Below are 24,109 nucleotides of genomic sequence, written 5' to 3' on the forward strand. Positions count from 1 at the left end.
TTGTAAAACAACAGAGTTTAGAAAGATTATGAATCAGCCTTGTCTTTATTGGCCGTTAATAATTCTCTTTCAAGATAATGAATGTTTTGCGCTTCATGGACAAATTTATCATCAGCTAAAATCACATCACGATGCATCGGTATATTGGTTTTAATACCTTCAATCACCAATTCATCAAGTGCATGTAAGGTTTTAGAGATTGCTTGCTGACGCGTTTGACCGTGGCAGATAAGCTTGCCAATCAATGAATCATAGTAGCTTGGAATCTCATAGCCTGGATAGAGATGTGAATCAAAGCGAACGCCAGCGCCACTAGGTGAGTACAGCTGAGTGACAGTACCGGGTGATGGCATAAAAGTCACTGGATCTTCAGCATTGATACGACATTCAATCGCATGACCTTGAACTTCAATCTCACTTTGACGATAAGATAGACCGTAGCCCGCCGCGATTTTAAGCTGCTCAACTACTATATCAATCCCTGTAATCATCTCAGTGATGGTATGCTCAACCTGTACACGGGTATTCATTTCGATAAAAAAGAATTCATTGTTTTCAAATAAAAACTCAAATGTCCCAGCACCGCGATACTTGACCAGTTTACAAGCTTTGACACAAGCATCGAGGATAGGCTGACGTACATCATCAGGGATATCAGGGGCAGGAGCCTCTTCTAATACTTTTTGATGGCGACGCTGTAAAGAGCAATCACGGTCATACAGATGAATCGCATTACCATTGCCGTCACCAAGTACCTGTACTTCTACGTGGCGCGGATTTTGTAGATAGCGCTCCATATAAACCGTATCGTCACCAAACCACAATTCAGCTTCTTGCTTTGCCGCTTGCACTTGACCAATAATTTCCTCAAAGCGTTCAACGACGCGCATACCACGACCACCACCGCCTGCCGCTGCTTTAATAATGAGCGGAAAGCCAATATTCCGTGCTTGCTCTTCCGCATTGTGCATGGTCACCGCACCCACTGAACCGGGTACCGTTGGTACACCTGCTTTTTTCATAGCATTAATAGCAGAGACTTTATTGCCCATTAAGCGGATATGGTCAGCACTAGGACCAACGAAGGTCAATCCGGCTTCTTCGATACGCTCAGCAAACTCAGCATTTTCAGCCAAAAAACCATAACCGGGGTGAATGGCGTCAGCGCCAGTAATTTCAGCGGCGGTCAAAATAGTATTGATATCAAGATAGCTTTGGTTGGCATTGGGTTTGCCAATACAGATTGCTTCATCAACAAAGCGTAAGTGCATCAAGTTTGCATCAGCGGTAGAATAGACGCCGACGGTCTCTATGCCAAGCGCCTTACAAGCTCGAACGATGCGTAGGGCAATCTCACCTCTATTGGCGATGAGCAGTTTTTTTATCATGGGTTCATCCTTGTTGAAGCGGCAGTCATTGATAAAGTCGCTATTTTAGACATCACAAAAATAAATGACGATACAACTCATTTAGGTAAATTGAGCGCTGATGCCGTATCAATAATAACGAGGTTTCAATCATTACAAAGTAAAGGTTGGCGAATATCGTTACGCTTTGTAGCGTACGATTGGTTGGCCAAACTGCACAACGTCAGAGTTGTCTACCAAGATTTCATCCACGATACCACTTTGAGTGGCTTCAAGAGGGTTCATAATTTTCATGGCTTCAATAATACCAAGCGTGTCACCTGCCTGTACTTTTTGTCCGACTTTTACAAATGGTGGATCGTTAGGACTTGGTGCGGAATAAAAAACACCAACCATCGGCGATGTCTCAACGCTACCAGCTTTAACAGCAGCTTTGGCTTCAGCAGCGATTGGTGCAGCACCAACAGCAGGAGCGGCCATCATTGTCGGTGCTGGCGCATCATAATGACGAGTTAAACTAATATGTTCGTCGTCTGAGCTGATTTCTAAATTAACCAGTTCACTTTCTTCCATGAGTGCGATCAGGGTGCGTATTTTTTCAATATCCATAATTTTAATTTTGCCTTGTACTAAATTCGAGAAAATAATGTAACTAAATAATGTGTTGGTAGTTGCTAATGATACCTATATTCACGCCAATGAGCAATCGATGTACAGTTGTTAACTGAGTTTTTTTACATATTATGACGTAAGCTATCTTAAGCGTAAGAAACGCTCAATGATTAATCATAGTCTATGTGACAAGGTAGCGCTAGTAATGGTTACTAGACGCTACGATTGGATAAAGGTAATGACGGTATTAAGCCCACAGCATCGTTAAGCGTTTTTGCTGATAGCGCAAACGCAAAGTCAGTAAGATAGAGGATAAGAATAATCCGGTAATGAGTGCCATCCAAAAACCTTGCGCGCCAACGTCGGTAAAGCGCACCAGATAAACACCAAGTGGTAATGCCACGATCCAATAGCAAAATAGCGTTACCCACATCGGCACAGTAGTATCTTGCATACCGCGCAATATGCCAGCGACATTGACCTGCCAACCATCAAATAACTGATAAGCCAGCGCAAAGATAAGTAAATGCATGGCTTGTGCTGTGACGTCGGGGTTATCGGTAAATGCCGCCGCCAATTGTGGTCTAAATAACCAAATGCCAAGCATACAGGTGAGGGCAATCATTACCGTCCATATCAACCCTGTGGCTTGTACCTGACGTAATGCCATGAGGTTTTTTTCACCAAAGCGGTTAGACACCATAATAGTCAGAGCCATCGCGACTGAGATGGGAATCATAAACAGTTGCGAGGTCACCGATAGCGCCACCTGATGTGAAGCGGTTGCAAGCTCGCCTAAAGGGCTGATTACCAACGCTCCCAAGCTAAATAAACTGGCTTCAAAAAAGATAGAAATACCAATCGGAATGCCAAGTTTTAACAGCTTTTTTATCTGCGCGCGATTGGGACTAGCAAAAGCATAAAAGAAGCGCGTACTGGCAAACTGCTGACGCTTAGTAAAACTGGTATATGTCGCTAATAGCAAGACATTAATCCAAAGGACTATTGCGGTCGCAACCCCGCAACCAGCGCCGCCCATCTCAGGCATGCCAAATAGACCATGGATAAAAATATAGTTAAGCGGGATATCGGCAAGCAGCCCGATGATGCTGATAACCGTGACAGGCTCTGGTCGACCAAGCGCCTCACAATAACTGCGTAGTACCGCATAGACCGCAATCGCAGGGAAACCGAACGATACCCCACGTAGGTATTGCGAAGCGATGGGTTGAATGTTTTCAGGTACGCCCATTACCCCCAGTATATTGGGCGCTATATTGACAACAATAAAGCCAATGATACCAATGACACCAGCCGCCCATAAAGACTGCTGGGTGATGTGTGGCACTTGGTTGTGTTTGTTTTGCCCGATTGCTTCGCCAATGAGCGGCGTCGTGGCAATCAAAATACCTGTCGCCAATAAAAACAGCGGCAGCCAAATACCAGAACCGACGGCCACTGCTGCCAAATCAAGCGCAGAGACTTGGCCTGCCATAATGGCATCGACAACCCCAAGCGCGGCTTGGCAAAACTGGGTAATCAAAATAGGGAGTGCAAGTACGCCTAAGCGTAAGCTATAACTTTTAAAATCTCTAAAGGATAATGGGAAAACCATAATGAGCAACTTTTTATTCTTGGCAGTAATTATTGTAGATGAGCAAATGCTGCCATCAACAAGTTAATAGCGATACAGTAAAATAGAATTGGTGCGACGATAATACTCCGATAAATAATATGAGCAAGTCCATTCTGAGTAACAATAGCCAGACTTGGTATAAAAATAAAATTGTTAGCCCTAAAATAAAAAATGACCCGTCAATTCGTGAGCAGAATTGACAGGTCATCATAAGAAAAAATAGTAAATAAGCTAAAGCCTGAGGTCATTGATTTAGATATGTATTGTTAATACTTATACTCGTCTAGTCTTCTAAGATTTGCTCGTGTAGCAATACAGATAAAATTAATTATCTACAATGATTCAGGTAAGTCTTGCACCAGTGCTTGATAGCCAATCAAGGTGTTATTTGCATCGAATGCCTGTACGACAATCGCATAATTGGTTGAACGATCGGGAATAACGGGCGCAAACTGGGTTTCAAGATTGTTTAATACCAGATTCTGGACATAACCGTTAGCACCCGATTCTGCCTTATTAACATCAATTTGACTCACTAAGACATGCTTAGTATTGCTAGGGTTTTGCCATGTTATGGTTTTTTGACTACCATTACCGATAATATCAAGATTTAGGTTGCCAAGTTTATAATCGAGTGGGTAAGTTTTAAAGTTAGAACGGTCACTGATGGTATAGCTGACATTACAATTATCTTGACCACTTGATAGATTCTTGCCGCCCAGACCATCTTGGTATTCAAAGCTGCCTTTCCAAGGCGCACCTACTTCATTTTTTGCAAAGTTACCAGCAAAGGTCGTTAATAAGTTGGGTGTCTCTATCCCTAAGTCACTGACATATTTAATGTCTAAAAATTCTAATGTATCAAGGCTGCCCGTTACTTTACCAGCGATATAGTTGTCTACTTTGATTGCTGAATTGATACCTAATGCATTGTTTTCTTGGCAAGCTTGCTGCTGATAACTAAAGCTACCATCAACACTACCTGCGCCATCTTTACTGATATCAAAGTATACCGCACCGATATCAGTATCGCTGTTGTCACCATCATCAATCTCGACAAAGTGCCCAACATAAAGACCACCGCGACCGCCTTCTGGCGTTAGTTTATCCAAGAACTTATCAAGTGATTCCTCTGGTAAAAAGACCGACTCCAAAATCTCAGCCATGGATTTTTCATCATCGCTCAATTTATCTTCGACTTCTTTATATTTCTCTTTGATTTTATCTTCCAAACGGTCGTATTCGTCTTTTACTTGATCTTCTACGCGATCATATTCTTTCTTAACTTTATCGCCATCACTGCCACAGGCGCTTAGGGTAAGACTTAGTATGCTGGCCGTTAATACAGATAATAGTAGCTTGGGTGCGCTCATGAATGAGTCCTGATGATTAATTGCTATGATAGAGAAGGGTAAATGAAAAATTAATTTCTGTGCATAAATATAGCAAACTCCATTAGGCATGTACGTGGATAAATGTGCACTCATAACATAAAAATTCTTACGCCATCGTTACCGTCAGATACTATCATCCTCTGGCAACAGATTTAGATCTTCTGCCATATCCATAATCGTGCTCCAATGTTTGGCTTCAAGCGGAAGAATAGTCAGCTGCTCACAGCCTTTTCTCAGCAATAAGGAATCCTCAAGCGCCGGCAAAAACTTAAGTTGCGCTAACGGCAATATATCAGTAAAAGCCTGCTCGAAAGTCACATCGACCATATACCAGCGCGGCTCATCTTCAGTTGCTTTGGGGTCATAATGGCGATGTTCGGGATGAAATTGGGTGCTGTCAGGGTAGCCGGCTTTACTGATAGTGACAACGCCAGCGACACCAGAAGGCTTGGCGCTTGAATGGTAGAAAAACGCTTGATCGCCGACCTTCATATCGTCACGCATAAAGTTGCGGGCACGGTAATTACGGACGCCATCCCACATCTCGGTACCTGAACGTTGTAAGTCTTCTATATTAAAACAGCGTGGATTGGATTTGATAAGCCAATAGGCCATTATTTTTATCCTTTTAAGAGTTGTTATTCTAGTAGAAATGATTTGAAAAGCTACTAATAACGTATTGTCATTTTAGGTGGTCATTGCGTTTGCTTACTGTTTTATCTATCAGATATTCACTTAGACACCCATTTTTTTAATGATTTTATAGCTAATTTATGGCGACTGGGCTTTTCTTTAGCTCTTACAGCCGTTATCCTAGCGTTACTTTCTGTTCTTCACTGCAGATCACCCTTTATAGATAAGTCCGCTTATGTCAAATATCAAACCTTTTCATTCTTCCAGCGATATTGGATCTGTTAATCGTGACAATATAAATATGCTCAATGCAAGAGAGATTCCGCTAGCGCTTTATATCCATATCCCATGGTGCGTCAAAAAATGCCCTTATTGTGATTTTAATTCGCATGAACTGCCGGTTGACAGTCAGCTATCTATGTATGATGAGTATGTCGATGCGCTATTACTCGATGCAGCAGCGCAGCAGCAGTTAACCCAAGGGCGAGAAATCAGCTCAATATTTATTGGTGGCGGCACACCTTCGCTGCTGCCCATTGCCCAGTATCAGCGCTTATTTAACGGCTTGCGTAAGGTTTTTAGGTTCTCAGATGACATTGAAGTCACGATGGAGGCCAACCCAGGCACCCTTGAGCATGCACCATTTGCTGAATATTTAAAGGTAGGCATCAATCGTTTGTCTATTGGGGTACAAAGCTTTTCTGCTGAGCAGCTCACCACGCTGGGGCGTATTCATAATCCAGCCCAAGCGCTATCTGCCATTAAATCGGCTCGTAGCGCTGGATTTGAGCGCGTCAATGTAGATTTGATGCATGGACTGCCGCAGCAAATGATGAGTGAAGCGTTGGAAGATATCCAAATCGCGCATGACGCAGGTGCCACTCATATCTCATGGTATCAACTAACCATTGAGCCAAATACTGTGTTTTATCGCAGTCAGCCGATTCTACCCGATGAGGATAACTTGGCAGATATCGAGCAGGCCGGTCAGGCACTGCTTGAGCGTTTAGGCTATAACAATTACGAAGTGTCGGCATGGGCAGGCGCGTCCGATAAACCTTGTCGTCACAACGTCAATTATTGGCAGTTTGGTGACTATTTGGCGATTGGTGCAGGTGCTCACGGTAAAGTCACCATTACTAAAGATGCCAATCAAGAATTGGCGGCTGAAAAAGATTCTTGTGAGATATTAAAAAACGAGTCAGGTATTTATCGCTTTAGCAAATCACGTATGCCCAAAGACTATATGGAATACCAAGACAAGGCTCAGCAGAATGAAACAAGTGAGCAAAATCAAATAATAACTATGATGCTAAAAACGCCAATGCCGCCAAAAATGGTAGGCTGGCAGGCAATTGCGAGTGATGAGCTGGTCAGTGAGTTTATGCTTAATGCTTTACGCTTACATGATGGTGTGGCGTGGTCATTGTTTAAAGCTCGTACGGGGCTTAGCTATGACAGTATTGCTGTAGAGGTGAATAAACTCATTAAACAAGGTCTTTTGATAGATGACAATGAACATTTACAGCCGACTGCATTGGGTAGAAAGTACCTTAATCAAATACTAAGAGTCTTTTTATAAAGGCAGGAAACAAAAAAGAGGCTTACCAAATGATAAGCCTCTTTAAAATAAGTCTAACAAGATCAGAGCTTAGATTTTGTTTTGTACTTCTTGTGCAGTACCACTTACAGCGCTACCAGCGCTTGATACGTCTTGACCTAGACCTTTAAAAGTATTACAACCAGTTAATACAAACATAGCAGCCAAAGATGCGATAACTAATTTTTTCATAATTTTTTCCTCAAAAAAGACAGGGTGTTATAAGTAATAACAGTAAAACCTAGCATTTTGCTTAAGTTTTACCGAGGGGTTGCAGGATACGATGATAATGTTTTTGCATCATCTCGTTATCCGTTACAGCCATCATAATCAAAGTTAAAATCAGAGCACAGTATCAAAATGTAATTATTGGCAGTAAACTGTAACTTTTGATTACGCCTGCTATATACGCCCAATATAAAGTCCAAACCATTGACGGAGTTCGTATGACCATTCATATCGTGTTGGTAGCGCCAAAAATGCCTAGTAATACGGGTAATATCATTCGTCTGTGTGCCAATAGTGGGGCGCAGCTACATTTGGTCAGGCCGTTAGGGTTTGAGCTCGACGATAAGAAGCTACGCCGCGCTGGTTTAGATTATCATGAATATGCCCACCTGAAAGTACATGACGACTGGGCAATGACCAAACAGGCGCTGCAAGCTGCTAGTTGCGATATTATTACCGCGCTTACGACCAAGCTCAGCAAGCCATTTTATGAGTATGATTTTAGCGTGCAGAAGACTGACCATACAGATAATCAGTCGACTACTAGCCCATCATCAAATCATGTTGCTTTAGTTTTCGGTTCTGAAACGGCAGGGCTGCCAGATGATATCCGTGCCGATATTGGTGCTGATAACTGGCTGCGACTGCCGATGTTGGCAGATTCGCGCAGTTTAAATTTGTCTAATAGCGTGGCAATATGCTTGTATGAAGTATGGCGACAGCAAGGGTTTGACGGCGATGAAGGTCGCAGTATTGGCTATGAGACTTTGACGGTTTATGAACCTAAATAGAGAAGGTAGTTAAGTAAAAAAGAGGTTAAAGAAAATTAAACCAATGATTTTCTTTAACCTCTTTTTTACTGCTTTTTTTTATAAACCACGTTTTTTATAAACAATTAGGCGGTTTTGGTAAGCCAGCAAGACGATTGACATGACGGGCGACCAAGCCAGTATTAAATAGCTGCTGTAGCTTTTGATTACTGATGTCATGCTCGGGTAAGGTTTGCTGTAGCCATTTAATCAGCGGACGGGTAGCAGGCGCGTGGTTAAATTTGACAAAAAATGCGCGTACCTGCTGTAAGACTGCTAAATGTTCAGCATTAATAGTCACATCAATAGTGTTCGCTAACTGCTGCGCTATAGTAGGCGTCCAAATCGTATGGTCGCATAAATGTCCGTCTTGGTCTAATTCAACGTTGAGCGCTGCTGTGATAGGAGTGATTGTATTGTCATTATTCATAGAGCAATCGTCACCACTTTATCAAACTTAGCACCATTAGCATGAGTATTTTGAGTCATGGCAACCCATTCACTATCGCTTAAAATAGCGGTTAATTTGGCAGCGAGATTAAGCTTAGCGCTTGTATTGTCGCTCAGCTGCGCTATATCCTCAGTCAGGGCGTAAATAGCAGCGATATCTTCTATCTCAATGTTCTCAAGGTCACCCAAATAGGCATTAAACCAGTCAATAAAAGCCACAGTTGAACCTAATAATATAATGCTATCACCCGCTCGCCACGTCGATACCATTTGTTCTGTGCTGCGTCTGAGCGTATCCATAGTGCAATGTAATTGGTATAAAGTTGCCATAATTGTATCCGCTTGCTTACTGTATTTTTTGTCATGTTAAAGTAAATATTAAAATGAAGATTGTCACTAGTACTAAAAAACCAAAATCTGATCAAAATATTGCGAATTTATTACCTCTGGCATCAAAGTCAGTTGCTTCGCCAAATCAGTCGGTAGCATACCCGTAATCCAACCGCTAAACACATCGTCAGGTAACCAAGCGGCTGGCATATCATATAATTCAAGCGACTGAATCATGCCGTGCAGACGTGAATCAGGCTGCATCAAAAATCCAAATACAGGCGCATCCAAATACAGCTGTACCTCATGGCCAAAAGTCGCTAAAGTTAAAGCCAGCGCGCAACCTTCATAGCTTGCCATCTCGGTATGTGTGTGCAAGCGAATGAGTAATTTCATGATGTCTTCCTAATCTTATGTATCGCTATCGCTAAGCTGATTGTTTAAGGGCTGATTATTTGTACAGCGAACTATAATTCCAATGCTCATTAAAACTGTATCAAACGACAGTCACCTTGCATCATCATCGCAAGCTCACTCAGTCCAACCAACTTAAAACCAGCTGCTAGATTTTCGCTATCTAATTGATGACGGGTAATATTTTCACTATCTGAAATACCACGGCTGAGGGCCGTACTGACACAAACTGGGAGCGCCAACTGATATTGTTTGGCAAGCTTTTGCCATTCTTGAGTGATATTCATCTGGTCTGCTGATTGCCAGCGTAATCGATTGGCCGTATTGGCAGCATCCGCATAGAAAAAAATATTTAACGACGCATGCGGGTTTGCAGGGCGGTCGCTATTATCGGTCTTATCATTATTATTCGTGTCAGTGCTTTCTAGATAAGTACGAGCATAGCGTAGCGCAATATGTGCCAACGGCTGGCTGGGATCAGCAGTAATCAATAATAGCGGGGTTGAGGTCGTCATAATCGCGGTGTCACTTATGATGAATGAGTATGAAGAAAAAAGCGCAACGCCTTAATTTTTTTAAGACTCAAGGTTTTTAAGAACCAAGAACTTAAGAACCAAGCACTTAAGAACCAAGCACTTAAGAACCAAGCACTTAAGAACCAAGCGCTTAAGAATCAAGCGCTTAAGAATCAAGCGCTTAAGAATCAAGGTTTTTGAAGCCTTTTAAGCATTGGCTATTGTAGCATTATTCACGAATTTTTCTTATGTTCGTCAGTTCTTAGTTAGTAGAGTGCTGTCAATAGCATGGTTGAGAATTTATGCTACTATAAAAACCCTAAAATAAGATTGTTTATAGCCACTTTAATATTATAAAAATAATTTTTCCGATTGATGTGGTTTTTATAGCTTTATGCTGCAAGGAGTTGTCGTCGTTATGCTATCTACCGTACTTAGTGGTACAGGCTTCCAGCCCGCACCAGAGCAGCTACAAGTGCTACAGACTGCAAGTGAGTTTGCTTATCAGGTTTGGCAAAGTCGAACGGGCGCTTGCCAGACATTTTTGCGCAGTTATCCGTTACAAAGCACCTTAACACGCCAGCAAATTGACGATTTGATTCAAGATTATACCTTGGATGAGAATTACCAACTTGCCAATGAAGCTAAGGTGATGAGCGGCTTGCGGCATTTGCGTATGTTGTTAATGATGCGCTGGATTTGGCAAGATGCCTTGGCAATGATTGAACTTGAGCAATTGACCGATGAGCTGTCTGAATTTGCGGATGGCTGTATTTTATTTGCCAAAGACTATACGTACCAGCAGCTGATTGCGCAATATGGGCAACCGACCTTTATTAATGCAAAGGGCAATGTGCAAGTTGATGATATGGCGATTATGGCGATGGGTAAGCTTGGCGCGCATGAGCTGAATTTATCCAGTGATATCGATCTTATTTTTGTCCATCAGGCGCGCGGTGAGACAGACGGTGACAAAGCAAAAGGGACGCGCAGCATTGATAATAAGCGTTTTATGACGCGGCTTGGACAAGGCATGATTAGACTGCTCGATAACAATACCGCTGATGGTTTTGTGTTTCGAGTCGATATGCGTTTGCGTCCTTGGGGTGATGGCAGTGATTTGGCGATTCATTTATCAGCACTACAGAAGTACTTTGCTCAGCATGGGCGGGCATGGGAGCGTTTTGCTTGGCTCAAGGCACGCGTGGTTGGGCACATAGAACAGCCGTTTTACGACGATATTCAGGCGCTGATTAAGCCTTTTGTGTTTCGTTATTATGTTGACTATAGTGCCTTTTCAGCCCTTAGAGAGATGAAATCTCTGATTCAGAATCAAGTCGCTCAGCGTGAAGACTTGGACAATATAAAGCTTGGCGCGGGTGGTATTCGAGATATTGAGTTTATCGTCCAAGCCTTCCAATTGATCTATGGTGGGCGGCATCCGCAGCTACAGGTTAAGTCTTGTTTAGCAGCGATGCAGGCGCTCTGTCAGTTTGAGTATTTAGAGCTGAGTACTTATCAGGAATTGCAGGCTGCTTATCGTTTTTTACGTCGTCTTGAACACGGTATTCAAGCAATTAATGATCAGCAAACGCAGCGCTTGCCGCATGATAGACAATGGCAGCATAATTTGGCGGTCACACTTGGCTTTAATGATTGGCAAGGGTTATTAGCAACACTCAATCATCATCGCTATCATGTTAATGTGCCGTTTGAGCGTATGGTCACCGAACGGCAAGTACCGGATCAAGACGATGACGAGCTTGAACCGGAACGTTTAAATGAGCAGATTGCACGGTTAAATGAAGTGTTGACTGAAGACAACCGCGCGCGCTTACAAGGCTTTTGGCAGTCAAAAATGGTCGCCAACTTGAGCGATGAAGCGCGTGAGCGTTTGGATGCCGCTTATCCTGTAATCGTCCATGCGTTACTTGCTCATCAAGAACAGCAGCAACTGGCCAATATTGCTTTGCCCCGTTTAATTACCTTACTAGAAGCTATTTGCCGCCGTTCTATCTACTTAGTCATGATTGCAGAAAATCCCAATGCCACCGTTGAGCTGATTCCAATGTTATCAGCCAGCCCTTGGATTGCAAAAGAATTGGCGCAGTATCCTGTACTTTTAGATACCTTCTTACAGCAGCGCTATCGTCACTTACCGGACAAGCCGGAGCTACGTGATATTTTACGTCAACAGTTATTACGGGTTGAACCTAACGATGAAGAGGAGCTACTGAGCGTACTGCGATTATTTAAAAAGAACCAAGTATTGGCAGTGGCTGCCAGTGATGTGTTGGCAGAACGCCCAATTATGAAAGTGTCAGACTCACTGACTTATATTGCTGCTGTGGTACTCGAGGCGGCGCTTGAGCGAGCCTTTGCCGAAATCGTCAAACGCTATGGCTATCCGATTGCTCAAGATGGTGATCCGGTCACTGAAGCGGACTGCGGTTTTGCTATTATCGGCTATGGTAAGCTTGGCGGATTGGAGCTGTCATACTCTTCAGATTTAGACTTGGTTTTTTTGCATAAAATAAAAGAGCAAGGCATGACCACGGGTGAAAAATCCGTCAGCGGCATGAAGTTTGCGGCACGGTTGGCGCAAAAGCTGATGACGTACCTTAATACCCAAACCCGTGATGGCCGCGCTTATGAAGTCGATATGCGTCTGCGTCCCTCAGGTAATGCCGGCATGATGGTGGTTTCTTGTCATGCGTTTGAGACTTATCAGCTTGAGAAAGCTTGGTCTTGGGAGCATCAAGCGCTGGTGCGGGCGCGGGCCATCTGCGGTGATAAACGCGTGACCGCCCGTTTTTGTGATATTCGCCGAACTGTTTTGGCATTACCGCGTACGATTGAGCAAGTCCGCATTGAAGTCACGAGTATGCGTATTAAAATGCAAAAACATCTAGGTACCAGTCAATGGCAACAGCAAGCCGGCAAGTTCCATCTTAAGCAAGATGCTGGCGGCATTGTAGACATAGAGTTTCTCGCGCAGTTTGCGGTACTGGCTTATTCGCATGAGCATCCAACCCTGACCAAATGGAGTGACAATGTGCGCATTTTTGAAGAGATGGCGACTTTGGGTATTTGGGAGGCGAAGGTTTGTCAGGATTTGACCGATGCTTATTTACGCATACGCGCAGCGACGCATCAATTGGCATTGTCAGAGCAGTCGTTATTGGTTGATGAGGCGCTTTGGACAGAAACACGAGCACTGGTACAAACGCAGTGGCAACATCTGATGGGCGTAGACTCAGCAGAATAGCGCTGCTGTCATATAATGACACGGCCAAATGATACGACAAGAAGCACAGCGCTTCGATAGCCATTCTACCCAAGGGTGTATGAATAAAAGCCATGCAGTGATAAACTAAAATATTGTATTCGCTTCGCTTGCCGGTGATATAATCGCTGGCACATTAAATGTGTATATAAAAAATTGCACCTGAAAATAGACACTCAGTTTCAGCATACTATTTTAATTAAAATATCTACTTAACACTCAACAAAAAAAGTTAGACGTCAGTGCTAGCATAAGGACTATTAAATGAATATGGCAACACAAGAAGGTAAGCTTTGGATGAATGGCACAATGATTGAACAGCCAGATGCCAAGGTTCATGTGCTTACACATAGCCTGCATTATGGAATGGCTGTGTTTGAAGGTGTACGTGCTTATCAGACTGCTGACAACCGTACGGCGATTTTTCGCTTAAAAGACCATACCGATCGTCTATTGGGTTCTGCAAAAATCTTTCAAATGAATGTGCCTTTTGATGCAGCGGCACTTGAGCAAGCACAAAAAGATGTGGTCAAACAAAATAACTTGGCAGAAGCCTATATTCGTCCGCTTATTTGGGTTGGCGCAGAAAAATTGGGTCTGTCATCGCGTGACAATAGTATCAATGCGATGGTTGCTGCTTGGCATTGGGGCGCCTACCTGGGTGAAGACGGTATCAAAAACGGCATTCGTGTAAAAACTTCTTCATTTACCCATCACATGACCAATGTGACCATGTGTAAAGCAAAAGCCTCAAGCAATTATCCAGTCTCTATCATGGCCAACCAAGAAGTGACTCGTAATGGCTATGATGAAGCAATTTTGATGGACCCACAAGGCTACGTCTGCCAAGGTGCTGGCGAGAACTTGTTCTTAGTCAAAGATGGTGTGCTGCATACACCAGATTTGGGCGGCGGTGCGCTTGACGGCATTACCCGTCGTACCATCATTCAATTCGCTGATGATTTAGGGATTAAAGTCGTTGAACGTCGTATCACTCGTGATGAGTTCTACTTGGCAGATGAAATATTTATGACTGGTACCGCAGCTGAAGTCACGCCTATTCGTGAGTATGATGATCGTACTATCGGTAATGGTGGTCGTGGTGAGCTGACTGAGAAATTGCAAACCTTGTACTTTGACGTGGTGCATGGTCGCAATGAGCAGTATATGGATTGGTTAAGCTTTATCGATTAATCTCTTTAAGGTTATATCTCATTAAATAAAAAAGCTAAGACTGTTTTGAGTCTTAGCTTTTTTTATTTCTGTTATTTAGCCATTCTTATTAGAGGTTTAGTTAAATGATCAAAAGCTTAGTAAGCTGAGGCAATATCTGACCAGCTTAGTAATCTCACATTATACTTATGCAATAAATCTTCAAACTCATGGCTTATTAGCCAATCATACTCCATCTCTCGAGCCGCCTTGATTTCATCTTCCCAATTATTGCTACCATTTTCAGGCACAGCAGGATGACACATAATCAAAGTAGGTGATAGGTGAACAGGTGTTGTCGATAGCGTGGAATTTAACGTAAGTGGCTTTGTAGATAAGCCAACATTACGCGGTGAACTTTGCAGCCACTGCTCCCACAGCAGCGCTAGCTTTTGATTATCAGCATTAAAACCATAGACCCCACCGAATTTATCATTGGTTTTAATATGGTTATGCTCACAGGATTGACGCCATCCATAGCCGCCCAAGGCGTAGATTATCCAAGATTTTAAATCTTTAATAAGCGGCGTGGTAACGCGTGCGCTCAGTGCACCTTTTGATATCTCGTTACTATAACGATTGGTCAACTCTTTAATTAAACAGTGACGAATAATCGGGAACTGGTGGATATGTTGATGTCCGTCAATAAACAAGGGTGCATGATTAAAGCGATCTTCAAATCCATCCAACTGTTGTTTAATAATATCAGTTACCTCCATAGAATTGAAACGACGCAAGTAACTGGCGACGATGATTGATTTTAATGAACCACGTAGGGCAGAGGGGAATATCCCAGTTAAATCTAAATGTAAGCCGACATCTACATTGAAATTTTTAAGTTGATTGATATCGCTAGCTGTAATCGTACCGCCAACCATATAGCTACTGGCACCAATACGACCAAGCTCGGCAAGATGGATAACCGCATCATTAACCGCAGTAGATAGGCCTAAATCATCAACATTAATAATAATGGGGCGTGCATTATCTATTAATGATGGAACTTGTTTTTGAGAGTTAGAATAGCTCATGATTTAAATGCCCAAAACTTACCCAGCGCAAAGGTCATTACTGTAATAACGCCAGTAACTAACAACCATATCAGTATATAATATTGCTCGCCAAACCAACGTAAACCCAGTACAAATAAGCTTTGATTAGCAATAAAACCTGCTGCGGAACTGCTAAACCATTTGATTAGTGCAGATAGTTGTTTACTTTTATAGTTTTTACTATCGCTTTTAGTATTGTCGTTTTTAATAATATTGCTTTTGAAAGTAGGGCTATTCTGACTGGTCTCATGTGAGGTATTTGCCTGTCTAAAGGTGAGATAAAAATGCCCAAGAAAACTCACCACAAAAGCGATTAAAAAAGCACCTACGTTTGCCCATGCTGGAGTAATTGTAGTGATGTTGACAATACTCACCAGTACCGAAAAGTGCACCAAAGCTGCACTGGCACCGACTGCTAAAAACCAAAGTGCCTGCATGGAGTTTGATTTTGTTTCTGCTGCTTTATTCATCAGCTTGTTTATCCATCATGTTTATCTATCGTAGTATCGATAGTAGCTTGTGAGTAATCATCAGCATATTGATGGTGAGTATTGGACGATTTGCTATTGATGACCTCATCAATTAAATATAGTGGGCGCTGTTTGACCTCTTCATATAGCCTACCCACATATTCACCAATCACACCAATACACACCAATTGAATACCAGTGGAAAACATAATCCCTGCTGCGACAGTTGCCCAACCTGCGACATCACTACCAAATATTAACGTATCTATTACAATATATAAGCCGTATAAAAAAGCCAATGCAGAGACGACAAAACCCATACGTGATATTAGTTTTAATGGTCGTTGAGAAAATGAGGTAATACCTACGAGTGCCAATTCAAATAAGCTACCATAATTAAATTTACTTTCACCAGTATCACGATTGGCAGCGGTAAAGGGCAGGTAGACCGTATTAAAACCAACCCAAGCATACAAACCTTTCATAAAGCGTTGGCGCTCTGGGAGTGAGCGTAAGGCATTTAATACCTTACGGTTCATCACTCGAAAATCGCCAGCATTGGGACGAATCTCGTAGCGTTGGCTGTCTTGGATAAAATGATAGAAACTGCTCTTTAAGGTTTTTGCCAACCTGCTCTCATGCGGACGATTGGCCTGAATGCCTGCAACCATATCAATATCTGATTGCTCAATCATCGCTAGCATTTGCGCAAGTATTGGTAAAGGGTGCTGTCCATCAGCATCAATCATAGCAACCATATCACCTCTCGCTGCGGCTAGCCCTGCACTGAGTGCAGGCTCTTTACCAAAGTTACGTGATAAACGTATGATTTCTAACTCTGTATTTGATGGGCGAGTAGTCATCAAATCTGTCACCACATTAACGGAATGATCGCGGCTACCATCATCAACAATAATAATCTCACAAGTTGCTATCGTCGTTTCACTGTTTTGTTGTGTCGATGAGCTATCTGTTACAGGAGCGCGCAGTGTCTGTGTAAACGCAAAGACTTCTGGTAAAAAGCCCTTTAAAGCATCAGCATCATTATACGCGGGTATGATAATAGATAAATAAGGCCGAGATTGCGACGGATGATGTGACATAAAAAACTCAATTAGTTTATTCAATATAAATGATCGTTAAGTAGGCATTCATAGACAATACATTATTTGGAAGGCTGGAAGCAGCGGCTCGGAACATAAGCCACCCAGTTTATTAATAACGGCTTCTTTACCTTGTTATCACGCCAGTCAATTCGCCATTGCCCTTGTTGTTTGACCAAAGTGTTTTTATTGGCGTGATTGCTACCTAGTTCATTGGCCTTGATAACGCTAACATCGTCAAGCAAGGGCAGCACGATATCTTCCTCACTCTCTTGCCACATCACTAATGTACCGTGCTCTTGAAGACGTCGGGTATTCATCCAAGGCGAGTGGCTTGCAGGTCCTGATATCATTTGTGATGGAAAGCCACTATTCATAGCAACTAACGATCCAAGCCAAGGCTCGCCCGACACACTATCGAGATTACAGCTACTTAATGACTGCCAAGTAGTTTGTGCTTGAATTGCCAATGCCTGCTCCGGCCATTGCATACGAGAAGGCTTATGACGAATCTTGTCACCGAAACCCACATATACTATCATTAGTACAGTCGCAACAGATAACCAGATAATAATCGCTTTACGTAGCTTAGTTGCGGTCAATAATTCATTAGTAGGTGCTATAAATGAAGCGGCGAGCAACCCCGATAACGCCCACATTGGCATACCCCACATATCACGCAAGCCAATTCCAAATATTAAGCTTAAAACAATCAATACCGCTATTGGTGATAACCACATATACCATAGCAACAATGCATCATGCGGTACGCTCTTTTTATACTCATGAATGCTGACTAAGCGTTTGCGATTTAAAGCCAGTATGATCAATAGTGGAATATGCGCGACAAGCTGAGCAGTGATAAATCCTATCCAGCTAAAATGCCGCTTGATGTTATATGCACCAGCATCAACTTCTTGTGAGCGTCCACTTGCATAACTAAGCGGTAACCAATCATGAGTTATCAGCCAATACAAATGCGGTGCAAAAACTGCTAGCATCACAAAAGCCGCTATCCACGGTTTTGGCTGTCTTAAGAGAGGCCACTGTTTCGGTAACACTAAATATAATGCCATTGGTATCAGTAAAAATATTACAGTGTACTTGGTCAGCATACCAAGTCCACCAAGCACACCCAGTAATATCCAATCTCTGAGACGGTTTTGGGTCAAAGATTGATACAACGCTAAATATAATCCAGCCCAAATGGGAAACTGGGCGACATTGTGATTAAACTCAAGGCTAGGATAGGTGTAATAAAGAACCGCCAAAGTTAATGCGCTACCGATTAGAGTAGTGGTAGGTGACCAAATTTTTTTGCCTAACTGGTAAATTAGGACTAAGGTTAGTAAGACGTATAATTGGCTGAGTAAATAAGGGCCAATATGACCAAACAATTTATAAAAATTGTATAATATCCATGACGATAGTGGGGGATGTTTATAATAACCCCATTGCCATTCGTGCCCCCAATTAACTCCTTCACTTACGTCTAAAGGTACACTGCTTGAGATAAATACAGGTAAGATACTCCAAGCTATAAAATATAAGCATATAAATACAAAAAATGGTCGCCATTTGTATAAAATATTTTGCGGTTCAGTATGAGCTGTCATGAATAAACTCGTAAATATATAGTCTTATAGGAATACTTATATTTTGGTTATTACTAACCAAGAGATTGCTAGAGGGGTGTATTGTAATCATTTATTATTGCGATTGCTAATCAATAAGATTCCAACTTAATAGTTATATTTCTTTAAGCAAAGGAATAAAGTCTACATATATATCAAAACTATGAGCAATTAGTTGAACGTTGGAGACATCTAGCCAATCTTAAATAGTGGTTTTATAAAGTATTGATTTAAAGCAGATGTTGCTATGTAGGGGTTAAAGGGGCAGTGTTAATGTCTCTCTATAAAATAGTTTCTAATTAAAATAAAATTAATGGTGAAATAATTGAAAGTATTGCATTTTGTGACAGGGGGCTTCTCGGGAGCCACTAGAGTAGCTATAGATTTAACAGACGCTCATAATAAATTAGCGGGAATTGATAGTCTGCTAGTATTACGACAGAAAAAGACCACAGTTCCAGAAAAGTTAATGGAGCTAGACAAAAAAAATATCGATTATCGCGTTATTACTGGTGTGGCTCATATCGCTACAATATATGAGCTAAAGAAGCTATGTGAAAAGTGGCAACCTGATATTTTAGTTGCTCATGGTTTTCCTGAACATTTGTTAGGTAGGTATGCAGGTATACTGGCAAAGGTTCCTCATTTGGTACAAATAGAGCATAACTCTCAAGAGCGATATACGCCATGGAAACTAAGGCAAAGTCGTAAGTTAAGCGAATCTACTGACAGAGTGGTGGCAGTTTCTAAGGGTGTGGCAGAAGTCTTATCTAAACAAGGACTGCATGCACCTATTCAAGCAATTACTAATGGCATTGATACTACTAGATTTGGTGGTAAAGGACTTTTGCCAGTAAAAGAACGGCCGCAAGATATTATAATGGTGGGTAGGTATGCTAAAAGTAAAGATCACATTACCTTGATTGAAGCCTTAAATAGGCTAAAACATAAAGGTATCCTGCCGAATTTAACTTTAGTAGGCAGTGGGCGTAAAAGTTATAAGAAAGAAGTACACGAACTAGTAAAGCGTTATGACTTACAGAGCCAAGTTAATTTTATTGAATACAGTAGCGAAGTGGATAAATTATTATCGCAGCATAAGGTGTTTGTGATGTCCAGCAGGTTCGAAGGATTGAATCTTGCAGTATTAGAAGCAATGGCAAGTGCTTGTGTGGTGATTGGTAGTCGAGCTGTGGGTGTAGAGGAATTAATTGAAGATAAAAACGATGGTTTTCTGTTTCCAATCGGTGATGCTAATGCACTAGCAGATATTATTGAGTTTGTTTTATCCAATCCTGCCTTTTATCAATCATTAGCAGTTGCAGCTAGAGAGAAAGTTTTAGTTCATTATGATAAAAAACAGGTCACTCAAGCATATTATGAGTTATTTCAGGATTTATTAACAAGCTGTTAATTATTATAAAGTTTTTAATGTGAGTGTTGTATGAATAAAGAAGATCTAACAATTGGTATTTTAATACCTGTTTATAATGTAGCGGATTATGTAGAAGAGTGTATAGAATCCATACTCACTCAAATCGATACTAGAGCATCTATTTTAATAATGAACGATGCTTCGACAGATAATAGTACAGCTATTATCAAGCGTTTTGAAAATCACCCTCAAGTGCAAATCTTCGACGCTCCTTATAATAGAGGGTTATCAGCCACACGCAATACGCTTTTTGATATGGCGCAAACAGAGTATATCTGGTTTATTGACTCTGATGATGTTATGTATGAAAACGCTTATTCATCGGTTATGTCTCAAATAGAGAAATTGAAATCGGATGTGCTATGTGCCGATTATGTATCATTACGAGGGAAAAAAGAGGTAAAGAAAAAAGCTTTTCTAGGCAAAGCTAATAAAAATTATATCAATAATAACAATAACTTCTTAGATAATATTATTCAAAATAAAAGTAATCATATTTGGAATAAAGTCTTTAGAAGACAGTTGATACAAGATGTAAGATTTAAAGAAGGTGTTAATTTTGAAGATATCTACTATATAACAGATGTCTCTAATAATCATTTTAAGTTCAGTTATCTCAAAATGCCTATTATAAAATATCGCGAACGACAAGGGTCTATTGTCCAAAACTTGAATGAAAAATATGTGGATAATTATTTGTCAGCTTTTCAGTACCGTATTGAGAAATATAAAGTAGTTGACGATAATGAATTAGGCTTCATCTATTTAAAATATAAAGTTTATAAGCATTACACAGGTCTTATTACAAAACTCGATAAAAATAAGCAGGCTCAACTTTTATCTTACGTCGATATTCATTATAGTGATTATTTTTCGAAACTTTACTCAGCTACTTATAATAGATTATCTTTTTTTCAAAAAAAGATAATAAGACTCAAAAAATCAAAAGTAGATATGTTATTTAAAAAGAAAGGGCATAAGTCGTGAATAAAATTTTTGATATTGTCAGTAATAAACCTTTCAAGATTTTTTACCACGGCTTAGTGCCTAGAAGTGTAAGAAAATCTTGGAGGTATAAATATGATGAGTTGCCAACTCAAGTTGCTGTAGCTGAATATTGGCAATCGATCATTAGGGAATACCAAGATGGAAATATCGATAAGTATCAAATAAAGCCAAAAAAAGACCTGAACAATAGAAAAGTTATTTGGCAATACTGGGCACAAGGAATAGAAAACGCGAATGACACCGCCAAGCTATGTTTTGCTTCAGTAGATAGATATAAAGGTGATTATGAAGTCATACGTATTACTGATGATAACTTAGAAGACTATCTTGAATTGCCAGATTTTATTGCTGAAAAACGAAAAAACTCTGTATTCAAACCCGTTTTTTTCTCAGATTTACTTAGAGTCGCACTGATTAATGTTTATGGTGGGATATGGCTTGATGCTTCTATATTACTGACCGAAACCATACCTACGCAATATAGTGATTACGACTTTTTCATGTTTTCTAGAGACCCAAACTCAGTTAATAAAAACTGGGGGACAGGCGATAAGCATGTTTACTTTAGTTGGAGAGACACTCTAAAGGTTAAGTATTTAAGCAGTATTATTTATGGTCGTGCTAGCAGTAAGTTGTCCTCTATTATGTTAGATCTACTATTATACTTTTGGAAAACTGAAGAGGCGATTCCGCACTATTTTTTCTTTCAAATTATGATAAATGAGTTACGAGGAGTAGGCGTAGTTGACTTTGATTTTCCAGTAAAAGACGATACTCTGCCGCATCTTTTACAATTTAAAATGAAGGAGAAGTTTGATCACAGTGAATTTGAAGCTATCAAAGCACAAGCTTCAATGCACAAGCTAAGCCTGCACGATACGCTTAAAGAAAAAACACTATTGGGCGACTTGACCTATTACGGTTATTTAACAAAAAATCAATAAAATAGTCGTTATTGCTAGTTTAACCGCTACACCCAATACTCTTGCAACCAAGGGCTAGGCTTCACATGACGATACCATTTACCGCCGCCACCTTTGATGGCGTCTGGTGGATTAATCTCACCATGAAAGATAACAATTTTTGCGCCTTCAGGTAACGTCGGTGCACGTACAAAATTCAAAGGAGTAGGCGCCATACACTGATATTTAAAACTGACACACCAGTTTTTATCCCAGTACTCTAAATGGTGATGCTCACGCAGATAGTTAGAAAGATAAGCCTGCTCATGACGAACCTGTGTGCGAATGGTTTCAAAGTTGCGCTCAAAGTTTGCGAGCAAATCAGGATAGTAACCCATACCGATGTTAAAGCGATAAACCGAGCTATTGCCAATCATGCGCCATGGCTTTTTCCAGTCACGAATAATGACCACGCTGTCTTCATATTCAGCTTCATAAGTGAAAAAAGCATCGATATTATCGACGATAACGATATCAATGTCTAAGAATAAGACAACACCTTTTAAATCATATAACTCTGGCTTAAAAGTGGTCAGCTTTTTCCAGCCACGTTCAGGGCCTGCTGGTAAATCCATTTCTGGAATAGGGTAACATTGAACGGCAGGGTCGATGCCAGTACTATCATCGGTTAAACAGACCATTTGAAAATCTAAAGTCAAGTGTCGACTGACCATGCTGTAAAGACGGTTGACATATTCTGCACCGTATTTATCGCCCCATTTCATACAGATGACATAGCGCTGCTCGGCAGAGCTATAATCGGTTTGTAGCTGCTCGGTCGATGAAAGGCTGGTTACGTCAGGCGCCATAATGTACTCATATTAAAGTCAATGAAGATTTGTTCAGTCATTAGTCAGTCAAAAAATATCCTAATAAACAACCGCTTGCTCATATTAGCATAGCTATCATTGACGATATTTCTAGATGCTTAACTGATTGTACGAATGTTGCTTATTTGAATCAAACTTCAAAATTATTAGACACTTACTTATTATCATGTAAGGCATGTTTTTGAGTATTACCGCTGATAAAATCAGCCAAAGTTTTTTCGTCAGCCCTATAAGGGTTGTCTAATAAAGGGATTTGTTTGAAACGGCGATAACCCCACATATAATGACTGTAATGAGCTTCAATCATATGCTGCATGGCAATATTGAGCGCATACGCCGCGTTTTCGGTATTGCGGTCATAGAGTGCTGGATCGTCTAACTTATAACAATAGATATCAAAACCTTGTCCATCATCGCGGCGAATACAAGATAAACCAACCAACGCACACTTGGTTTTACTGGCAAGTTTTGACGCCAATGTGCTGGTTAAGGTTTCAATACCAAAAAAGGGCACAATTACGCCACCTGAAGGCTCAGGAACGTGATCAGGCAATACAATACTAAAACCGCCTTGTTTTAAGGTTTTAAAAACCGCTTTGACGCCGCTACCATCGGTCGGAACCAGTGTCGCATTAAGACGCGAGCGACCTTGTAGAACAAAATTGTTGGTAAGCTTACCTTTAACAGGCTTATACATAATCGTTGGCGCGCCAAACTGATTAAGCCACGCGTTCATCATCTCCCACGTCCCCAGATGGGGGACAATCGCCAGCATACCATTAGGATTGGCAAGCCCTTCTAGTAAGTACTCTTTATTATGCACGTCACGAATCTGGGCAATGCTCCACTGCGGTGGCATTGCCCAGCTTTTAATAGATTCGATACTGGTTAAACATTGATGATAAATAATCTCTTTGGTTAATGCGCGTTTTTGATGAGCAGATAACGACGGTGCAACCAGTGCCATATTGATACGCACAGTACGCATAATACTAGTATTTGGTAGGCGTAATATTACCCAGGCAACAAAACGTGCCAGCATCTGCAAAACAGACAGTGGCACGAATTTGAAGAGATGATATGGATTCATGACCATTCGCATGGTGATAAATTACATAACCAGTCAGAC

At 41.2% G+C, this 24,109-nt stretch carries 23 protein-coding genes; 7 read left to right on the forward strand and 16 right to left on the reverse strand.

Annotated features, from left to right (window positions below; genetic code table 11):
- Nucleotides 1-26 precede the first annotated feature (26 nt).
- From accC to JMX13_RS03890, 5 genes are all read right to left on the reverse strand, one after another.
- Complete coding sequence (gene accC, locus JMX13_RS03870; protein ID WP_201609752.1) at nucleotides 27-1,388, reverse strand: acetyl-CoA carboxylase biotin carboxylase subunit; 1,362 nt, start codon at nucleotides 1,386-1,388, stop codon at nucleotides 27-29.
- A 159-nt stretch (nucleotides 1,389-1,547) separates the two neighbouring features.
- Nucleotides 1,548-1,976: an acetyl-CoA carboxylase biotin carboxyl carrier protein gene (gene accB, locus JMX13_RS03875; RefSeq protein WP_201543034.1), complete on the reverse strand. Its 429-nt coding sequence runs from the start codon at nucleotides 1,974-1,976 to the stop codon at nucleotides 1,548-1,550.
- Between the two features lie 250 nt (nucleotides 1,977-2,226).
- Complete coding sequence (locus JMX13_RS03880; protein ID WP_201609754.1) at nucleotides 2,227-3,594, reverse strand: MATE family efflux transporter; 1,368 nt, start codon at nucleotides 3,592-3,594, stop codon at nucleotides 2,227-2,229.
- Between the two features lie 353 nt (nucleotides 3,595-3,947).
- The gene (locus JMX13_RS03885; RefSeq protein WP_201609756.1) at nucleotides 3,948-4,988 is read right to left on the reverse strand and encodes a hypothetical protein; all 1,041 of its coding nucleotides are present in this window, start codon (nucleotides 4,986-4,988) and stop codon (nucleotides 3,948-3,950) included.
- Nucleotides 4,989-5,132: 144 nt separating this feature from the next.
- Entirely contained in the window at nucleotides 5,133-5,624 is a 492-nt protein-coding gene (locus JMX13_RS03890; RefSeq protein WP_201609758.1) for an EVE domain-containing protein, read from the reverse strand.
- Nucleotides 5,625-5,877: 253 nt separating this feature from the next.
- Between JMX13_RS03890 and hemW the strand changes: the two genes are divergently transcribed.
- A complete protein-coding gene (gene hemW, locus JMX13_RS03895; RefSeq protein WP_201609774.1) occupies nucleotides 5,878-7,224 on the forward strand; it encodes a radical SAM family heme chaperone HemW in 1,347 nt (448 codons plus the stop codon).
- 69 nt (nucleotides 7,225-7,293) lie between these two features.
- Here hemW and JMX13_RS03900 read toward each other — a convergent pair whose 3' ends face one another.
- Nucleotides 7,294-7,434, reverse strand: coding sequence for an entericidin A/B family lipoprotein (locus JMX13_RS03900; RefSeq protein ID WP_011280495.1), 141 nt, complete (start codon nucleotides 7,432-7,434; stop codon nucleotides 7,294-7,296).
- Nucleotides 7,435-7,688: 254 nt separating this feature from the next.
- Here JMX13_RS03900 and JMX13_RS03905 point away from each other — a divergent pair, with 254 nt between their 5' ends.
- Entirely contained in the window at nucleotides 7,689-8,261 is a 573-nt protein-coding gene (locus tag JMX13_RS03905) for a tRNA (cytidine(34)-2'-O)-methyltransferase (RefSeq protein WP_201609776.1), read from the forward strand.
- Nucleotides 8,262-8,355: 94 nt separating this feature from the next.
- On the opposite strand, the gene JMX13_RS03910 is transcribed toward JMX13_RS03905, so the two are convergent.
- The 4 genes from JMX13_RS03910 to tusD all read right to left on the reverse strand — a co-directional run bounded on the left by JMX13_RS03910 (nucleotide 8,356) and on the right by tusD (nucleotide 9,988).
- On the reverse strand, nucleotides 8,356-8,709 hold the full coding sequence (locus JMX13_RS03910) for a TusE/DsrC/DsvC family sulfur relay protein (RefSeq protein WP_201609778.1): 354 nt from the start codon (nucleotides 8,707-8,709) through the stop codon (nucleotides 8,356-8,358).
- Nucleotides 8,706-9,059 carry a hypothetical protein gene (locus tag JMX13_RS03915; RefSeq protein ID WP_201609780.1) on the reverse strand — a complete coding sequence of 118 codons (354 nt, stop codon included), beginning with the start codon at nucleotides 9,057-9,059 and terminating at the stop codon, nucleotides 8,706-8,708. The genes JMX13_RS03910 and JMX13_RS03915 overlap by 4 nt, the downstream gene beginning before the upstream one ends.
- 72 nt (nucleotides 9,060-9,131) lie before the next feature.
- Nucleotides 9,132-9,455: a hypothetical protein gene (locus JMX13_RS03920; protein WP_201609782.1), complete on the reverse strand. Its 324-nt coding sequence runs from the start codon at nucleotides 9,453-9,455 to the stop codon at nucleotides 9,132-9,134.
- 89 nt (nucleotides 9,456-9,544) lie between these two features.
- Nucleotides 9,545-9,988 carry a sulfurtransferase complex subunit TusD gene (gene tusD / locus JMX13_RS03925; RefSeq protein ID WP_201609790.1) on the reverse strand — a complete coding sequence of 148 codons (444 nt, stop codon included), beginning with the start codon at nucleotides 9,986-9,988 and terminating at the stop codon, nucleotides 9,545-9,547.
- Nucleotides 9,989-10,406: 418 nt separating this feature from the next.
- Between tusD and glnE the strand changes: the two genes are divergently transcribed.
- Together glnE and JMX13_RS03935 are read left to right on the forward strand one after the other, a co-directional pair.
- On the forward strand, nucleotides 10,407-13,256 hold the full coding sequence (gene glnE / locus JMX13_RS03930) for a bifunctional [glutamate--ammonia ligase]-adenylyl-L-tyrosine phosphorylase/[glutamate--ammonia-ligase] adenylyltransferase (RefSeq protein WP_201609800.1): 2,850 nt from the start codon (nucleotides 10,407-10,409) through the stop codon (nucleotides 13,254-13,256).
- Nucleotides 13,257-13,538: 282 nt separating this feature from the next.
- Nucleotides 13,539-14,468 (forward strand): branched-chain amino acid transaminase, encoded by a 930-nt coding sequence (locus JMX13_RS03935; protein WP_201609802.1) that lies wholly within the window; start codon nucleotides 13,539-13,541, stop codon nucleotides 14,466-14,468.
- A 116-nt stretch (nucleotides 14,469-14,584) separates the two neighbouring features.
- On the opposite strand, the gene JMX13_RS03940 is transcribed toward JMX13_RS03935, so the two are convergent.
- The 4 genes from JMX13_RS03940 to JMX13_RS03955 all read right to left on the reverse strand — a co-directional run bounded on the left by JMX13_RS03940 (nucleotide 14,585) and on the right by JMX13_RS03955 (nucleotide 18,727).
- Entirely contained in the window at nucleotides 14,585-15,517 is a 933-nt protein-coding gene (locus JMX13_RS03940; RefSeq protein WP_201609804.1) for a ChbG/HpnK family deacetylase, read from the reverse strand.
- Complete coding sequence (locus JMX13_RS03945) at nucleotides 15,514-16,008, reverse strand: GtrA family protein (RefSeq protein ID WP_201609806.1); 495 nt, start codon at nucleotides 16,006-16,008, stop codon at nucleotides 15,514-15,516. Before JMX13_RS03945 ends, JMX13_RS03940 begins: the two co-directional genes overlap by 4 nt.
- Nucleotides 16,009-16,016: 8 nt before the next feature.
- Nucleotides 16,017-17,111: a glycosyltransferase family 2 protein gene (locus JMX13_RS03950; protein WP_201609807.1), complete on the reverse strand. Its 1,095-nt coding sequence runs from the start codon at nucleotides 17,109-17,111 to the stop codon at nucleotides 16,017-16,019.
- Nucleotides 17,112-17,173: 62 nt separating this feature from the next.
- A complete protein-coding gene (locus JMX13_RS03955; protein ID WP_201609809.1) occupies nucleotides 17,174-18,727 on the reverse strand; it encodes a glycosyltransferase family 39 protein in 1,554 nt (517 codons plus the stop codon).
- Between the two features lie 343 nt (nucleotides 18,728-19,070).
- Here JMX13_RS03955 and JMX13_RS03960 point away from each other — a divergent pair, with 343 nt between their 5' ends.
- From JMX13_RS03960 to JMX13_RS03970, 3 genes are read left to right on the forward strand one after another with little or no spacing between them, the layout of a single operon-like run.
- Nucleotides 19,071-20,159, forward strand: coding sequence for a glycosyltransferase family 4 protein (locus JMX13_RS03960; RefSeq protein ID WP_201609811.1), 1,089 nt, complete (start codon nucleotides 19,071-19,073; stop codon nucleotides 20,157-20,159).
- A gap of 30 nt (nucleotides 20,160-20,189) precedes the next feature.
- The gene (locus JMX13_RS03965; RefSeq protein ID WP_201609813.1) at nucleotides 20,190-21,167 is read left to right on the forward strand and encodes a glycosyltransferase family 2 protein; all 978 of its coding nucleotides are present in this window, start codon (nucleotides 20,190-20,192) and stop codon (nucleotides 21,165-21,167) included.
- Nucleotides 21,164-22,132, forward strand: coding sequence for a capsular polysaccharide synthesis protein (locus JMX13_RS03970; protein ID WP_201609815.1), 969 nt, complete (start codon nucleotides 21,164-21,166; stop codon nucleotides 22,130-22,132). Before JMX13_RS03965 ends, JMX13_RS03970 begins: the two co-directional genes overlap by 4 nt.
- 26 nt (nucleotides 22,133-22,158) lie before the next feature.
- Here JMX13_RS03970 and JMX13_RS03975 read toward each other — a convergent pair whose 3' ends face one another.
- Nucleotides 22,159-22,875, reverse strand: coding sequence for a glycosyltransferase (locus JMX13_RS03975; protein ID WP_413786300.1), 717 nt, complete (start codon nucleotides 22,873-22,875; stop codon nucleotides 22,159-22,161).
- Nucleotides 22,876-23,134: 259 nt separating this feature from the next.
- Nucleotides 23,135-24,070 (reverse strand): lysophospholipid acyltransferase family protein, encoded by a 936-nt coding sequence (locus tag JMX13_RS03980; RefSeq protein ID WP_201609818.1) that lies wholly within the window; start codon nucleotides 24,068-24,070, stop codon nucleotides 23,135-23,137.
- Nucleotides 24,071-24,109 lie beyond the last annotated feature (39 nt).

It is taken from the genome of Psychrobacter immobilis (assembly GCF_904846285.1).
Taxonomy (GTDB): Bacteria; Pseudomonadota; Gammaproteobacteria; order Pseudomonadales; family Moraxellaceae; genus Psychrobacter; species Psychrobacter immobilis_D.

Excerpts from the sequence above, each read along its gene's own strand:
- JMX13_RS03955 (WP_201609809.1), bottom strand. The coding sequence starts at position 18,727 with ATGACAGCTCATACTGAACCGCAAAATATTTTATACAAATGGCGACCA.
- hemW (WP_201609774.1), top strand. The coding sequence starts at position 5,878 with ATGTCAAATATCAAACCTTTTCATTCTTCCAGCGATATTGGATCTGTT.
- JMX13_RS03980 (WP_201609818.1), bottom strand. The coding sequence starts at position 24,070 with ATGAATCCATATCATCTCTTCAAATTCGTGCCACTGTCTGTTTTGCAG.
- JMX13_RS03975 (WP_413786300.1), bottom strand. The coding sequence starts at position 22,875 with ATGAAATGGGGCGATAAATACGGTGCAGAATATGTCAACCGTCTTTAC.
- JMX13_RS03940 (WP_201609804.1), bottom strand. The coding sequence starts at position 15,517 with ATGAGCTATTCTAACTCTCAAAAACAAGTTCCATCATTAATAGATAAT.
- JMX13_RS03885 (WP_201609756.1), bottom strand. The coding sequence starts at position 4,988 with ATGAGCGCACCCAAGCTACTATTATCTGTATTAACGGCCAGCATACTA.
- JMX13_RS03935 (WP_201609802.1), top strand. The coding sequence starts at position 13,539 with ATGAATATGGCAACACAAGAAGGTAAGCTTTGGATGAATGGCACAATG.
- glnE (WP_201609800.1), top strand. The coding sequence starts at position 10,407 with ATGCTATCTACCGTACTTAGTGGTACAGGCTTCCAGCCCGCACCAGAG.
- JMX13_RS03950 (WP_201609807.1), bottom strand. The coding sequence starts at position 17,111 with ATGTCACATCATCCGTCGCAATCTCGGCCTTATTTATCTATTATCATA.
- accC (WP_201609752.1), bottom strand. The coding sequence starts at position 1,388 with ATGATAAAAAAACTGCTCATCGCCAATAGAGGTGAGATTGCCCTACGC.
- JMX13_RS03915 (WP_201609780.1), bottom strand. The coding sequence starts at position 9,059 with ATGGCAACTTTATACCAATTACATTGCACTATGGATACGCTCAGACGC.
- JMX13_RS03965 (WP_201609813.1), top strand. The coding sequence starts at position 20,190 with ATGAATAAAGAAGATCTAACAATTGGTATTTTAATACCTGTTTATAAT.
- JMX13_RS03910 (WP_201609778.1), bottom strand. The coding sequence starts at position 8,709 with ATGAATAATGACAATACAATCACTCCTATCACAGCAGCGCTCAACGTT.
- tusD (WP_201609790.1), bottom strand. The coding sequence starts at position 9,988 with ATGACGACCTCAACCCCGCTATTATTGATTACTGCTGATCCCAGCCAG.
- JMX13_RS03945 (WP_201609806.1), bottom strand. The coding sequence starts at position 16,008 with ATGAATAAAGCAGCAGAAACAAAATCAAACTCCATGCAGGCACTTTGG.
- JMX13_RS03905 (WP_201609776.1), top strand. The coding sequence starts at position 7,689 with ATGACCATTCATATCGTGTTGGTAGCGCCAAAAATGCCTAGTAATACG.
- accB (WP_201543034.1), bottom strand. The coding sequence starts at position 1,976 with ATGGATATTGAAAAAATACGCACCCTGATCGCACTCATGGAAGAAAGT.
- JMX13_RS03890 (WP_201609758.1), bottom strand. The coding sequence starts at position 5,624 with ATGGCCTATTGGCTTATCAAATCCAATCCACGCTGTTTTAATATAGAA.
- JMX13_RS03920 (WP_201609782.1), bottom strand. The coding sequence starts at position 9,455 with ATGAAATTACTCATTCGCTTGCACACACATACCGAGATGGCAAGCTAT.
- JMX13_RS03880 (WP_201609754.1), bottom strand. The coding sequence starts at position 3,594 with ATGGTTTTCCCATTATCCTTTAGAGATTTTAAAAGTTATAGCTTACGC.
- JMX13_RS03900 (WP_011280495.1), bottom strand. The coding sequence starts at position 7,434 with ATGAAAAAATTAGTTATCGCATCTTTGGCTGCTATGTTTGTATTAACT.